11 protein-coding genes are annotated in these 13,771 nt (G+C 66.8%); 5 read left to right on the plus strand and 6 right to left on the minus strand.

All coding sequences use genetic code 11. From position 1 onward, the window contains the following. Positions 1-1,268, minus strand: a 1,268-nt coding sequence (locus BR47_RS31025) for a DUF222 domain-containing protein (RefSeq protein ID WP_081831355.1), incomplete at its 3' end; no start/stop codon positions are given. 70 nt (positions 1,269-1,338) lie between these two features. On the opposite strand from BR47_RS31025, the gene BR47_RS31030 reads away from it, so the two are divergent. Together BR47_RS31030 and BR47_RS0120740 are read left to right on the plus strand one after the other, a co-directional pair. Further along, entirely contained in the window at positions 1,339-2,544 is a 1,206-nt protein-coding gene (locus tag BR47_RS31030; RefSeq protein ID WP_036427628.1) for an MFS transporter, read from the plus strand. 157 nt (positions 2,545-2,701) lie between these two features. Continuing rightward, positions 2,702-4,135: a glyceraldehyde-3-phosphate dehydrogenase gene (locus BR47_RS0120740; protein WP_029104996.1), complete on the plus strand. Its 1,434-nt coding sequence runs from the start codon at positions 2,702-2,704 to the stop codon at positions 4,133-4,135. A gap of 94 nt (positions 4,136-4,229) precedes the next feature. On the opposite strand, the gene BR47_RS0120745 is transcribed toward BR47_RS0120740, so the two are convergent. Further along, positions 4,230-4,907 carry a TetR/AcrR family transcriptional regulator C-terminal domain-containing protein gene (locus tag BR47_RS0120745; RefSeq protein WP_020100471.1) on the minus strand — a complete coding sequence of 226 codons (678 nt, stop codon included), beginning with the start codon at positions 4,905-4,907 and terminating at the stop codon, positions 4,230-4,232. 102 nt (positions 4,908-5,009) lie between these two features. Between BR47_RS0120745 and BR47_RS0120750 the strand changes: the two genes are divergently transcribed. The 3 genes from BR47_RS0120750 to BR47_RS0120760 all read left to right on the plus strand — a co-directional run bounded on the left by BR47_RS0120750 (position 5,010) and on the right by BR47_RS0120760 (position 9,592). Beyond that, positions 5,010-6,023: an NADP-dependent oxidoreductase gene (locus BR47_RS0120750; RefSeq protein ID WP_029120661.1), complete on the plus strand. Its 1,014-nt coding sequence runs from the start codon at positions 5,010-5,012 to the stop codon at positions 6,021-6,023. Between the two features lie 7 nt (positions 6,024-6,030). Then, on the plus strand, positions 6,031-7,149 hold the full coding sequence (locus BR47_RS0120755) for an Rv3169 family protein (RefSeq protein WP_029120662.1): 1,119 nt from the start codon (positions 6,031-6,033) through the stop codon (positions 7,147-7,149). Positions 7,150-7,261: 112 nt separating this feature from the next. Then, the gene (locus BR47_RS0120760) at positions 7,262-9,592 is read left to right on the plus strand and encodes an arylsulfatase (protein ID WP_036427629.1); all 2,331 of its coding nucleotides are present in this window, start codon (positions 7,262-7,264) and stop codon (positions 9,590-9,592) included. A gap of 26 nt (positions 9,593-9,618) precedes the next feature. Here the strand turns inward: BR47_RS0120760 and BR47_RS0120765 are convergent, their stop codons facing one another. The 4 genes from BR47_RS0120765 to BR47_RS0120780 form a co-directional block, all read right to left on the minus strand. After that, positions 9,619-10,671 carry an LLM class flavin-dependent oxidoreductase gene (locus BR47_RS0120765; protein ID WP_029120664.1) on the minus strand — a complete coding sequence of 351 codons (1,053 nt, stop codon included), beginning with the start codon at positions 10,669-10,671 and terminating at the stop codon, positions 9,619-9,621. Continuing rightward, positions 10,671-11,177, minus strand: a complete 507-nt coding sequence (locus BR47_RS0120770; RefSeq protein WP_020100476.1) for an SRPBCC family protein — start codon at positions 11,175-11,177, stop codon at positions 10,671-10,673. Before BR47_RS0120770 ends, BR47_RS0120765 begins: the two co-directional genes overlap by 1 nt. A 4-nt stretch (positions 11,178-11,181) precedes the next feature. Next, complete coding sequence (locus tag BR47_RS0120775; RefSeq protein ID WP_029120665.1) at positions 11,182-11,778, minus strand: TetR/AcrR family transcriptional regulator; 597 nt, start codon at positions 11,776-11,778, stop codon at positions 11,182-11,184. 160 nt (positions 11,779-11,938) lie between these two features. Then, complete coding sequence (locus BR47_RS0120780) at positions 11,939-13,741, minus strand: fatty acyl-AMP ligase (RefSeq protein ID WP_029120666.1); 1,803 nt, start codon at positions 13,739-13,741, stop codon at positions 11,939-11,941. Between the last annotated feature and the right edge of the window lie 30 nt (positions 13,742-13,771).

Raw genomic sequence — 13,771 nt, forward strand, 5'->3', positions numbered from 1 at the left:
GGCCGGTAGCGCGGCACCGCGTCCAGATCGGTGGCTGAGGCGACGGTGCGGACTTTGGCGCCGCGGGCCACCAAGTCCGCGAGCACCGCCGGTGGCACTACGCCGCCGCCGAGGACATAACCGACCGGGGTGCGCACCGGCGCCGGGGGCTTAGTGACACCGGCTACCGGAGCGGGACTGGGCGTCGACTCAGCCGCGGGCGTGGGCGCGGTGTCGCCGGTCGGTTCGAACACGGGAGGCGCCGGGGCTTCGGCGGGCCGCGAGTCGGCCGCCGGTGCCGGCTCAGGCGTGGGCACGGGCGCTATGGCATCCGCCGGCGCGGGCTCAGGTTCGGCTGTGAAGAAACGCTCGGGCGCAGTCTCGGGTGTGAACACCGGCTCAGGCGGGGCAGGTGCAGGCGGTACGAGCGGCGCGGCCGGGTCCCCACTGAGCAGCGGGTCCGCCATCGGCACCGGCAGCGAATCGGTCAACACGTGGATCACCACCGCGGTGGCCCGGGCATCCTGCCCGGCGGCCGGGCAGTCGGGATTGCCGCACTGGCACGCCAGCCGATCCCCGCGGGCCGCCAACACCCCGAGCGCGTCGGCGCGGCGCTGCCCGAAGGTGCGGGGATCGTTCTCGCACACCTGCCGGGCCATCTCGGTCAGCACCCGATCCAGCAGTTCGGCATCGGTGGCCAATAGTGCACCCCAGATCGACGCGACCCCGGTCTCATCGTCCGGTTTGCCGATCCCGACCCCGCGGCGGCGGGCAGCCGAGCGCACCTTGATCACCGCAGCCGGATCGAACTTCTGCACCCAGCCGTCGATCTTGCGTTCAATCTTCTTGCGCGACAACCCCACCCACTCACACAACGCCCCCGCCAACGCGGCATCAATGACAGCGAGCGTGTTGGGGTCCTCCACCAGCCGGGTGCGCCAGCAGATCGTGCCGACCGTCCCCGCCGACACCTTCCCGTCGGCGAACACCGCCGCCACCCGAGGTAGGCGGAACCGTAACGCCAGGGCCGTGGCCATCTGCCCCGACGCCTCGCGCTTCCCGATCCCCAACGCCGCACCCACCTCTGCCGTGGCGGCATCCCAGCCGTCACAGGCCCACCACTGCCGATCACCCTGATCGTCGACACGCAGCGTGACCAGGTCGGCGATTGCACCGAAGCGCAGGCTCGCGGCCCGCGCTTCCACCCGGGCACTGTGCGCGATGGCATCGACCACGGAGGCATCGTGGACCGACACACCGCCGGCCCCGACCCCCACTGGTTCGTACATATGTTCGATTATGCCAGACGGGTCCGACACGTGCCAGGTATCGCCGCCGGGTCCCGTGCACAATCGGTGCGTGACCGGCCGACCACTCAAGCCCTGGCACTTCGTCCTCGTCTTCGGCGTGGTCAGCCTGTTCGCCGACATGGTGTACGAAGGCGCCCGCAGCATCATCGGCCCCTATCTGGCGACGCTTGGCGCGTCCGCCGCTGTCGTCGGATTGGTCGCCGGCGCAGGCGAATTCATCGGATACGGACTGCGCGTCGTCGCCGGCTATGCCGTGTCGCGCACCCAGCACTACTGGACGTGGACGATCACCGGCTACGCGCTGACCGTGCTGAGCGTGCCGTTGATCGGCGTCACCGGCTCTCTCGTTCCGGCGCTGCTGTTGTACGGCACCGAGCGTCTCGGCAAGGCGGTGCGCTCTCCGGCGAAGGACACGCTGCTGTCGCATGCGTCGACGAGCACGGGTCGCGGCAGCGCGTTCGGCGTGCACCAGGCCCTCGACCAGACCGGCGCCATCGCCGGGCCGCTGCTGCTGGCGGCCGTGTTGAGCGCCCACGCCGGCGACTACCGACTGGCGTTCGGCGTGCTCATCGTCCCTGGCGTGCTGGTACTGGTCCTCCTCGGCTGGCTCCGGTTCCGGGTTCCGGACCCACGTGACTACGAGCAGGTGCATGCCGCGCCCGCGACCCCGACAGACGAACCCCGGCCCGCCGCCCCCAAGCCACGCCTGCCAGTGCAGTTCTGGCAGTACGTCGTCACCATCGGTCTGCTGTCGTGCGGCGTCGCCTCGTTCCCGTTGCTCGCGTTCCACGCCCAACGCACCGGACTGCTCACCGATGCCCAGGTGCCGGTCCTGTTCGCGATCGCGATGGCCGTCGACGGCGCGGCGGGTCTGGTGATGGGCCGCGTGTACGACAAGCGCGGACCGATCGTGCTGCTAGCGGTGCCGCTCGCCGCCGCGTGCTCGGCCATCGCGTTCACCGGGGACCGCACTCTCGTCTGGATCGGCGTCGCGGTCTGGGGCGTCGTCAACGGCGTGCTCGACTCCACGGTGAAATCGGTGGTGACCGAGCTCGTGCCGGCAAACATCAGGGCCATCGCGTTCGGCTGGCTGGCGCTGCTTCGGGGCGTCGCACTGCTGATCGCCGGCGGCCTGCTCGGTGCCGTCTACGACATCTCCCCCGGCTACACGATGGCGCTGATCGTGGTGGCGAACATCGCGGCGCTCGCCGGTTTGGTGCCGGTGTTGCGGCGGATCCAGCCCGCCGCGCGCTGAAACACCTGGGTGAGCGCCTGTTCGGCGCACGTGCCGACGGGCCTGTCAACCCCTACGCGCCCTGCCAGCGGGACGACCTGCAGAACCGGAAATGCCGATCGCTAACATGAATGCGCTGCTCAGCGCGATCGGCCAAGCGACCCGTAGGACAGATGAGTTGAATACACCAGAACTTGCCAATTGGAACACCCAGGAAGCCCTGGCGGAGGCGATGATTCCGATCGTCGGCACCTTGCACCGCACGCGCGGCGTCACCGTCCTGCTGCACAGCCGGTCGCTGGTGAACAAGTCGGTGATCAGCATCCTGCGCACCCACCGTTTCGCTCGGCAGATCGCCGGCGAAGAGCTGTCGGTGGTCGAGACCTTCCCGTTCCTGGAGGCGCTGGCGAACCTGGACCTGGGTCCGGCCAAGATCGACCTCGGCCTGCTGGTGCACGCCTACCGCGCCGACGAGCGTGGCCTCTCGGTCGCCGACTTCGTCGCCGACGCGCTGTCCGACGTCACCGGTGACAACAAGGCCGAGCCGCAAGGCCCGCGTGACGTGGTGCTCTACGGCTTCGGCCGGATCGGTCGCCTCGTGGCCCGACTGCTGGTCGAGAAGGCCGGCGGCGGCAACGGTCTGAATCTGCGCGCCGTCGTGGTCCGCAGCGGTGGCGCCGACGACCTGAAGAAGCGCGCTTCGCTGCTGCGTCGCGACTCGGTGCACGGCCACTTCAACGGCACCATCAAGGTCGACAAGGAGAACAACCTCCTCATCGCCAACGGCAACGTCGTCAAGTTCATCTACGCCAACGACCCCTCTGAGGTCGACTACACCGAGTACGGCATCAACGACGCCATCCTCATCGACAACACCGGCAAGTGGCGCGATCGCGCGGGCCTCGAGCAGCACCTGCGTCCGGGCATCTCCAAGGTTGTGCTGACCGCACCGGGCAAGGGCGATGTGCCGAACATCGTGCACGGCGTCAACCACCTCGGCCAGGACGTCAGCCAGCAGATCTTCTCGTGTGCGTCGTGCACCACCAACGCGATCGTGCCGCCGCTCAAGGCGATGGACGAGAAGTTCGGCATCATCCGGGGCCATGTCGAGACGGTGCACTCGTTCACCAACGACCAGAACCTGCTGGACAACTACCACAAGGCCGACCGTCGTGGCCGTTCCGCGCCGCTGAACCTGACCATCACCGAGACCGGTGCCGCGTCGGCCGTCGCCAAGGCCCTGCCGGAGCTCAAGGCCAAGATCACGGGAAACTCGATCCGCGTTCCCACGCCCGACGTCTCGATCGCCATCCTGAGCCTGCAGCTCAAGAAGGAGACGACGAAGGACGAGGTGCTCACGCACCTGCGCGAGACGTCGCTGTCGGGCCCGCTGAGCCGCAACCTCGACTACACCGCGGCGACCGACGCCGTTTCGAGCGACTTCATCGGTTCGCGTGCGGCGTCGATCATCGACGCGAACGCCGCCATCGTCGATGGCGACCAGGCGATCCTGTACTGCTGGTACGACAACGAGTTCGGATACTCGTGCCAGGTCGTCCGCGTCGTGCAGTTCCTGTCGGGCATCGAATACCCGACGTACCCGCGCAGCTGATCCGCCTTCCGCCGAAACGGCACTCCCGCAGGCAAGTTCACGAAACTTGCTCTGCCGGAGTGCCGTTTCGGCGTTGTGGCCTGTTCGACGGGCGCTAGGCCGGTTCCGGCGGCAGCCCGTAATGCGTCGCAATACCGGTCATTAGCAACGTGATTCGATGCTGGAAGGCCTCGTCACCGAACGGGTCGTCACCCGATTTCGCGATGGCTCGCAACGTCGGGAACTCCGACGGTGAACGCTTCGCGGTGAGCGCGAGGATCCGCGCCAGCCAGGGCTGCCCACTCTCGGAGTACAGGTATTCGCGATGGGCTTCGGTCACGCTGCCGACCGCCATGGTGCTCACCGACGCCCACACCGCAAGGGCGTCGCTCGGCGACAAGCCTTGCGCGGCAAGCGCTTCGACCGCCTCCGCGGTGTACTCCATCTCGACGTCGTGGCCGACCGCGCCACTGACGAACTTCTCCACCAACGCGGGTTCGGCGGCCAGCACCGTCCGGATGTAGGACGCGTAGTCACGGAGCCAGGTGGCCCAGTGCTCGCCGGCGTACCGCGGCGGCGGTGAGTTCGTCAGGGCACTGACGGTGGCCAAGCGCAGCAGGTCGTGCTGGTTTTTCACGTGGTGGTAGAGCCCCGGCAGGCTGATGCCGAGATGCTCGGCGACCCGGCGCATGGTGGCGTTCTCGGTGCCGATCTCCAAAACCGCTGCGGCGATGGCACTCTGGTCGATGCGCGGCGGCCTTCCCCGCCGGGGCGCTGCGTTGTTGACGCTCATCGGACTCTCCTGGCGACCACTTCCACATTCGGGGTTGACGATAACCGAGAGGACTTTTAATAATCAATATGAAAACTCACCGGTACCCACAGAAACGACACGATGAACCGAGATAACCGTCAGATCCTGCTGCGGCGCCGCCCCAACGGCCTGGTCTCCCCCGACGACACCGAGATGGTGACGGTGCCTGCACCGGTCCCCGCCGAGGGCGAAGCACTGCTGCGGACGACCTATGTCGGCGTCGACGCCGCCGCCCGCACCTGGCTGGACGGCGAACCCGGCTATCTCCCGGCGCTGGAGCTCGGTGAGGTGGTGCGCGTGGCCGGCATCGGCGAGGTCGTCGAATCGCGTTGCGACGCCTACAAAGTCGGCGATCTGGTCACCACACTGACCGGCCTGCAGGACTACGCGATCATCCGCGACGACCTGTTCAGCACGCCGGTGGTCGGCTACACCGACCCACTCGCGGTGATGTCGATCTACGGCCCCACCGGAGCGACCGCCTACTTCGGCATGACGGGTGTCGGAAAGCCACAACCCGGCGAGACGGTCGTGGTCTCGGCCGCGGCGGGTGCCACCGGATCGGTGGCCGGGCAGATCGCCAAGATCGCGGGCGCGCGCGTCGTCGGGATCGCGGGCGGTCCGGAGAAGTGCCGCGTGGTGGTCGAGGAGTTCGGCTTCGACGCCTGCGTCGACTACAAGGCCGACGACTTCCCGGCGGCGTTGAAGGCGGCATGTCCGGGCGGCATCAACGTCTACTTCGACAACGTCGGTGGCGACATCCTCAATGCCGCGCTCGGCAACCTCGCCCACCGGGCCCGCGTGGTCATGTGCGGCATCATCACCACGTACCTCAACGGCGACCACCCCGGTCCGTCCAACTATGTGAACCTGCTCTCCACGGCCTCGACGATGCAGGGCTTCATCGCGCTCGAGGAATGGGCGCGGTTCGACGAGGCATTCGCCGCGCTGAGCGGCTGGGAACAGCAGGGCCTGCTGGTGCATCGCGAAACCGTTTACGAGGGACTGGAATCCAGCATCGACGCGCTGAACGGCCTGTTCACCGGGGCGAACATCGGAAAGATGCTGGTGAAGATCAACGAACCGGCGCGGTGACGGCCCCGTGCTGACGCCCTTCGACGACTACCCGATCCACGCCTCGGCCGACCCCGTCGGCGTACCGGCCAGCGGCGACCCCAACCACTACGACCGCTACTGGTTCAACGGCCACCAGCGTGACGGCGATTTCTACTTCGGCGCGGCGATGGGGCACTACCCCGTTCGCGGCATCATCGACGCGGCCTTCAGCGTGGTGAAAGACGGTGTCGAGCATTCGATTTTCGTATCGGGCGCGATGCCCCTGGACCGGTCGGCGACCATTGGACCCTTCCGCATCGAGGTCATCGAACCGCTACGAACCATCCGCTATGTCGTCGAAGCCAACGAGCAGCACATCTCCTGCGACCTGACGTTCCGAGCCACCACCGTGGCCGTCGAGGAACCGCGTCAGCAGCGCCGCACCGCGGAAGGCATCGTGCTGACCGACCACACGAGGCTCACGCAATGGGGGTCGTGGGAGGGGACGATCACCGTCGACGGCGAAGAACTCGCGGTCAAGTCGGGCGACGTGCCGGGGACCCGGGATCGGTCCTGGGGTATCCGGCCGGTCGGCGAACAACTCGCCGTGTTGCGCCAACCCATGCCGTTCCAGGTCTTCTGGCTCTGGGCGCCACTGCATTTCGGAGACCGATTCACCCACTACGCGTTCCACGAGCACGAGGACGGGCGCCGCTGGCTGGAGACCGCCGCGATCCTGGACCCGTTGCCGGAAGGTGCGTCACCGTGCAGCCGGGTCGGGGTACGCGAGTGCTACGACATCGGCTACGAACTCGACTGGGAGCCGGGACGGCGCGAAATCCTGCGGGCCCATCTGTGGTTCACCGATCCCATCGAGGGCAAGACCCACATCGAACTGGAGAAGCTCTACACGTTCCGGATGCGTGGCATCGGATACTGGCACCCGCACTGGGGACACGGCTCGAATCACGGCCAGTACGAAATCGGCCGGGAATCAATCCGTTTGGACGATTTCGATCCGACGGACTTCACGTCGCTGCACCTGCAGAACATCGTGAAGGCGACCATGGGCGAACGCACCGGGATCGGCGTCGTCGAACAGATCGCCATCGGTCCGCACACCCCGTCAGGGCTCACCGGATTCCTGGACGGCTACCAGGGCTGACCCGTCACGGCACAGACCTCCCCCGCTTACGCGACCGTCAGTGGAGTACGGCACAGTAGACGCCAGCTATCCGAACATCCTTTGCGGTCATCTGGGGAAATGAGGGGTCGAGTTGTCTGACGCGAGTGTCGTGGCGCCGGTACTGCCGAACGGTGGCGTGTTGCCATTCCCGCCGGTTCCATCCGCCAGCATCGCCGGCCGGACGCTGCAGGAATCGACGTACCAGCCGCGCACGGTCCCCAAGCGACTGCACGACGACACCCCCAACATCGTCATCGTCCTGATCGACGACGCCGGTCCTGGGCTGCCGTCCACCCTGGGCGGTGAGGTGACCACCGCGACGCTCGACCGGGTGTGCGCGGAGGGTGTCGCGTACAACAGGTTCCACACCACCGCGATGTGTTCGCCGACGCGCGCCTCGCTGCTGACCGGTCGCAACCATCACGAGATCGGTAACGGGCAGATCGCCGAACTCGCCAACGACTGGGACGGGTATGCGGGGAAGATTCCGCGGTCCAGTGCCACGGTCGCCGAAGTCCTCAAACAATACGGTTATGCCACGTCGGCCTTCGGCAAGTGGCACAACACCCCGGCAGAGGAAACCACGGCGGCCGGCCCGTTCGAAAACTGGCCCACGGGTTTGGGTTTCGAGTACTTCTACGGCTTTCTCGCCGGTGAGGCATCTCAGTACGAGCCGAATCTGGTCCGCAACACCACGGTGGTGGCCCCGACGAAGACTCCCGAAGAGGGCTATCACCTGTCCGAAGATCTGGCGGACGACGCGATCTCGTGGCTGCGCCGGCACAAGGCCTTCAACGCCGACAAGCCGTTCTTCATGTACTGGGCGAGCGGCTGCCTGCACGGCCCGCACCACATCATGAAGGAATGGGCGGACAAATACGCCGGCAAGTTCGACGACGGTTGGGATGCCTACCGCCAGCGGGTGTTCGAGCGTGCCAAGGAAAAGGGCTGGATCCCGCAGGACTGCGAACTCACGGAACGCGATGAGACCCTGCCGGCGTGGGAGGACATTCCCGAGGACGAGAAGCCGTTCCAGCGTCGTCTGATGGAGGTCGCCGCCGGCTACGCCGAGCACGTCGACGTGCAGGTCGGCCGGATCGCCGACGAGCTCGATGCCCTCGGTTACGGCGACAACACGCTGTTCCTGTACATCTGGGGTGACAACGGCTCCTCGGGTGAAGGCCAGAACGGCACCATCTCGGAGCTGTTGGCGCAGAACGGCATTCCGACGACCGTCCGTCAGCACATCGACGCACTCGATGAGCTCGGCGGACTCGACGTCCTCGGCTCTCCCCTGGTCGACAACCAGTACCACGCAGGTTGGGCCTGGGCCGGCAGCACGCCGTACAAGGGTATGAAGCTGTTGGCGTCGCATCTGGGCGGGACGCGCAATCCGCTGGCGGTGCGCTGGCCCGCGAAGATCGCCGCCGACGCCGTGCCGCGCGACAACTTCCTGCACTGCAACGACATCGTGCCGACGATCTATGAGGTGGTCGGCATCGAACCGCCGCGCACCGTCTATGGCGAACCGCAGATGCCGCTGGCCGGCGCCAGCTTCGCCCGCACCCTGGTAGACCGGAACGCCCCGGGCGGCAAGAAGACTCAATATTTCGAGATCATGGGCAGCCGGGCGATCTATCACGACGGCTGGATCGCGTCGGCGCGTGGGCCGCGGTTGCCGTGGGTCCCGGGACAACCCCCGGGCATCGCGACGTGGACACCCGATCTCGATGTCTGGGAGCTGTACAACCTGGACGAAGACTGGTCGCAGGCCCAGGATCTCGCCGAACAGCTGCCGGACAAGCTCGCGCAGATGCGGGAGATGTTCGCCATCGAAGCGGCCCGGAACGCCGTGCTGCCGATCGGTGGCGGCCTGTGGGTTCCCGTCTACCACCCGGAATTGCGCATCGCGCCGCCGTTCCGGGAGTGGCAGTTCTCCGGCGACATGATCCGTATGCCCGAGTTCTGCGCCCCAGCACTCGGTAACAAGAACAACGTGGTGACCATCGACGCCGACGTCCCGGAGAACGCGTCCGGCGTGCTGTACGCCCTTGGCAGTGGCGCCGGCGGCCTGACCTGCTACCTCGAGAACGGGCACGTCCGCTACGAGTACAACCTGTTCATCCTGCAGCGCACCAAGATTCAGTCCGAGGCCGCGATCGCGCCCGGCCGGCACACCATCACGGTGACGACCCAGTACGCGGAACTACGTCCCGGCGGCCCGCTGGACATCACCGTCGCCGTTGACGGCTCAGAGGTGGCATCCGGCACGGTTCCGATCAGTGCGCCACTGCTGTTCACCGCGAACGACTGCCTCGATATCGGCACCTGCCTCGGGTCGCCGGTGTCGATGGATTACCGGGAACGCGCACCCTTCCCGTTCGAAGGGCACATCCACCAGGTCCACGTCGCCTACACGTAGTGCGCGGGGCGAGTTGCCGCGGCGGGCTACCGGTTGATGGAATGCACCAGGTCGATGGCGGCACCGAGTGTGGTGAACCGTTCCTCGAGCGTCTCGCCCGCCGGGTAGATCCGGACGGTGTCGACGCCGGCATCGCACCACACCTGCAGGCGATCGCGCACCATGTCCGCCGTGCCGATCAACGTGGTGGCCAAGATCATCTCGTCGGTGATCAGCGCCGCCGCGCCGTCGCGGTCGCCGGACTGCCAGCGTTCACGGACCGCCGCCGCGACCTCGCCCCAACCCTGCCGGCTGTACGCCTGGTTGTAGAAGTTTGTTGAGGCCGAGCCCATTCCACCGAGGCTGAACGCCAACTCGGACTTCCGGGCGTCGATCAGCGTCTTGAGATGGGCCGCGTCACGCGCGAACGACACCTCGGCGCCCTGGCAGATGTCGAGGTCGGCCCGCGTGCGGCCGGAGCGGGCGAGGCCGTCATCGAGATGGGCGAAGTACGCGTCGTCCGCACCTTCGGGCACAAAGCTGGTGCCGAGCCAGCCGTCGGCGACCTCGCCGGTCAGCCGCAGCATCGCGGGCGTGAGACTGCCGATGTACAGCGGGATTTCGTGCTCCGCCCGCATCGACAACCGCATCGGCTTCACATCGCCGCCCGGCAGCGGAATGTGGAATTGCTTGCCTGCGTACGAAACCCGGTCGCCCGCGATGGCCTGGCGGATGATGTCGATGGTCTCGCGCATCCGGCCCAGCGGCTTGGCGAACGGTACGCCGTGCAGTCCCTCGATGACCTGTGGTCCCGACGCGCCGAGGCCCAGCAGGAAGCGGCCGCCCGACAGATTCGACAGCGTGATCGCGGCCTGCGCGATCGCCACCGGCGTGCGGGTACCGAGCTGAATGATGCCCGAACCCAACAACATCCGTTCGGTGCATGCCGCGTAGTAACCGAGTGCCGACGGAGCGTCGGATCCCCATGCCTCGGCGACCCAACAGATATCCAGGCCCATCTTCTCGGCCTCGGAGACGAAAAGTCTTTGATGGTTCCAGTTTCCGAAGCTGGCGGCCTCGACCGTCGTCGCCGCGCGCATCAGCTCTCCGCCCGCTGCTTGATGTGTTCCAGGACCCGCTGCATGCCGGACTCGAATTCGCGGAGCCGGTTGAAGACGATCTTCTGCTCCTTGTCGGGCATCCGGGCGATCGCCAATGACAACCCCGACGGCGCGGGCCCCATCTGAGCCCATTCCACGAGCCGGGTTCCGGTGCCCTCGGGGCGCAGGCTCAGGCGCCAGGTTGCGGTCGGATTGCCGGCGTCGCCGATGGCCCAGGCCATCACCTGCTGGGGTTCGTACTCGATGATCTCGGATTCCGTCGACCAGTCCCCGAGTGCGGGATGACTGTTATGGCCGACGAAACGGGCACCGAGACAAGGTGCGTCGCAGTCCCCGAGCCACTCGACTCGCTGCAACTCGGGGCTGCACTCGGGCATCACCGTGATGTCCGACGCCAGCTCCCACACCCGGGCCACGGGTGCGTCGATCCACGTAGAAACCTCGACGGTCGGGGCGTCGGCGTACACCGCACCGGTCCACTCCATGATGTCAACTTCCCTTAGGAGTACGTGCGTCGGCGGCAAAGAGTGACCGGGCTGCCAACAACAGCTTCAGTTCGGCGTTGACATCATCGAGCGGCTGCAGGCTCGACGTGGCGCGGCACATGGTGATCGCACCTTCGATGGCCCCGAGCGACATGGTGGCCAGCCTGCGGGCGACTGCGGTGTCGAGGCCATCGGCCACCAGGCAATCGGTGACCAACTGATGCCAGGTTCGGAAAATCTGATTGGCGTGCTGGGCCAGCGCCGAGCCCGGCACAGCACTGACGGCAATGGACACCACCGGACACCCGGCAGCGAAATCGCTCTGCTGCAGCAGCTTTCGCCAGAACGCGGTGAACGCATCGACAATGGCGGCCGGCCCACCAGGCGCGGCATTGGAGATGAGCCGCGAGATGGCATCACCGCTGAGCTGCGCGGCCTCGTCGATGATCTGCGCACGCCCGGCGGGGAAATGATGGTAGATCGAGCCCCGCGGTGCGCCGCTGCGGCTCAGCACGTCGTCGAGCGTGACGCCGTCTACGCCGCGTTCACGCAACAGCTCGACGGCAGCGAGCACCATCGACTGGCGGGTGTCGGGCGGCATTGGACGACTCCTGGCGGGCGGATCAATTGAGTCGAATTATGATCGTGTTCATATTGGAGAGTCAACAGTGGACCAAATTTTGCCGAAACTCGCACGATGAGTTGCCTGACGGCCGCCCGAATATGAGCCTCTTCATAGCGACTCGTGGGAACTACGGGGACTACAGGCTGCCGTCCAGATAGGCGGCCCTGCAGGCACGGCGCGCCAGCTTGCCGCTGGTGGTCCGCGGGATACCGCCGGCGGGCAGCAGTCGGACGTCGGCGACAGTCACGCCATGACGCTCCGAAACGAGCGCATGGACCGACTCGATCGCCGGCTGAGGATCATGGCGGGCCGTGCCCGACGCACGTTCGGCAATGATCACGAGCTGGTCGCCGCCATCCCCCGGCACGCTGAAAGCCGTCACGTAGCCGCGCCGCACCAGTGGCGACGCATCGGCGGCTGTCGTCTCGATGTGCTGCGGATAGTGGTTCTGACCGCCGATCGTGATCACGTCGGCCAGACGACCCGTGACATACAATTCGCCGTCGAGGTAGAAGCCCAGATCGCCTGTCCGCAACCAGGATCCGTCGACATCGGAACCGTCGGCGTGACTGTTCAGCGGCAAGGTGCGGCGCAGCCGAGCATGGAAAACCTCTCGGGTCTCCTCGGGCAACCCCCAGTAACCACGGCCGATGTTGTTGCCCTGCAACCAGATCTCGCCGACTCGACCGTCGAGCTGTTCGGTTCCGGTGGCCGGGTCCGCCATCACCACCCAGAGACTGCTCGCCGGCTGCCCGCACGCCACCTGTGCCACCGCACCCGGTGCGTCCTCTGCCACCGGCACCGCCGCGCCGGACGCGAGCTGCTCGCGGTCGAAGTACCGCACTGTCGCCTCCGCGTCGGGCGCGATGTTGGATACGAAAAGTGTCGCCTCGGCGATGCCGTAGGACGGCTTGATCGCCGTCTTCGGGAGTCCGTACGATTCGAAGACCGAGTTGAAGCTCTTGATGGCGTCCATGCTGACCGGCTCCGAGCCCACGATCATCACCACATTCGCCAGGTCGATGTCGTCGCCCGGGCTCGGCGCACCACGATGCGCGGCCCATTCGTAGGCGAAATTCGGTGCAGCAGTGACCACTCGGCCGACCTTCGAGCCCCCGGACAACGCCTGGATCCACCGCAGCGGCCGGCGGATGAACGCGGTCGGCGACATCAACGTCGAGTGCCCGCCGTACACCGTGGGAAAGCCGATCATCGACAGCCCCATGTCGTGATACAGCGGCAGCCAGCTGACGCCGTGTGTGTTGCGATCCAGCATGTCGATGGACAGGATCATCTGAATCAGGTTGGTGCCCACCGCTTTATGGGTGATCTCTACGCCGACGGGCGGGCGGGTCGCGCCCGAGGTGTACTGCAGGTGCGAGACGTCGTCGATCTCGAGGTGGACGGGTTCGAACGAAACGCCCGCGTCGTCCGGCACCTCATCGATGGCGATGACCGTCGGAGCACCCAGGTCCGGATGCGCGGACAGGAATTCGGTGACGGCCGGCCGCGCCGCCGCAGTCGTCAGGATCGCCGCCGGTCGCGCGTCGTGGAGCGCGATGTCCAAACGCTCGGCATGCCCTGGCAATTCGGGCGCGAACAACGGCACCGCGATGCCGCCCGCCTTGATCGCCGCGAAGAACCCGGCGACATAGTCGAGGCCCTGCGGCGCCATGATGGCAACGCGGTCACCGCGCTCGATGACCGCCTGCACCCGGGCCGCGATGGCCGCCAGCCGCACCCCGAGCTCGGACCACGTCACTTCGAAAGTTCGCACATCGGCACCGGAGTAGTCCAGGTAGCGGTACGCCACCATGTCGGGCAGATGCGCGACGTTCCCGTCGATCAGGGCGATCAGCGTCGCGCCGGGTGGCAGCGTCACCGCCCCGGCGTCGTCGACGCAGTCCTCGATCTGGAAAAGGCCGCTACCCGGTGTCATGGTTCCAGCCTAAGCGCACCCTTGAAAAAG

It is taken from the genome of Mycobacterium sp. UNC410CL29Cvi84, assembly GCF_000686745.1.
Lineage (GTDB): Bacteria > Actinomycetota > Actinomycetes > Mycobacteriales > Mycobacteriaceae > Mycobacterium > Mycobacterium mucogenicum_B.

Excerpts from the sequence above, each read along its gene's own strand:
- BR47_RS0120745 (WP_020100471.1), bottom strand. The coding sequence starts at position 4,907 with ATGAGCGTCAACAACGCAGCGCCCCGGCGGGGAAGGCCGCCGCGCATC.
- BR47_RS0120750 (WP_029120661.1), top strand. The coding sequence starts at position 5,010 with ATGAACCGAGATAACCGTCAGATCCTGCTGCGGCGCCGCCCCAACGGC.
- BR47_RS0120765 (WP_029120664.1), bottom strand. The coding sequence starts at position 10,671 with ATGCGCGCGGCGACGACGGTCGAGGCCGCCAGCTTCGGAAACTGGAAC.
- BR47_RS0120770 (WP_020100476.1), bottom strand. The coding sequence starts at position 11,177 with ATGGAGTGGACCGGTGCGGTGTACGCCGACGCCCCGACCGTCGAGGTT.
- BR47_RS0120775 (WP_029120665.1), bottom strand. The coding sequence starts at position 11,778 with ATGCCGCCCGACACCCGCCAGTCGATGGTGCTCGCTGCCGTCGAGCTG.
- BR47_RS0120780 (WP_029120666.1), bottom strand. The coding sequence starts at position 13,741 with ATGACACCGGGTAGCGGCCTTTTCCAGATCGAGGACTGCGTCGACGAC.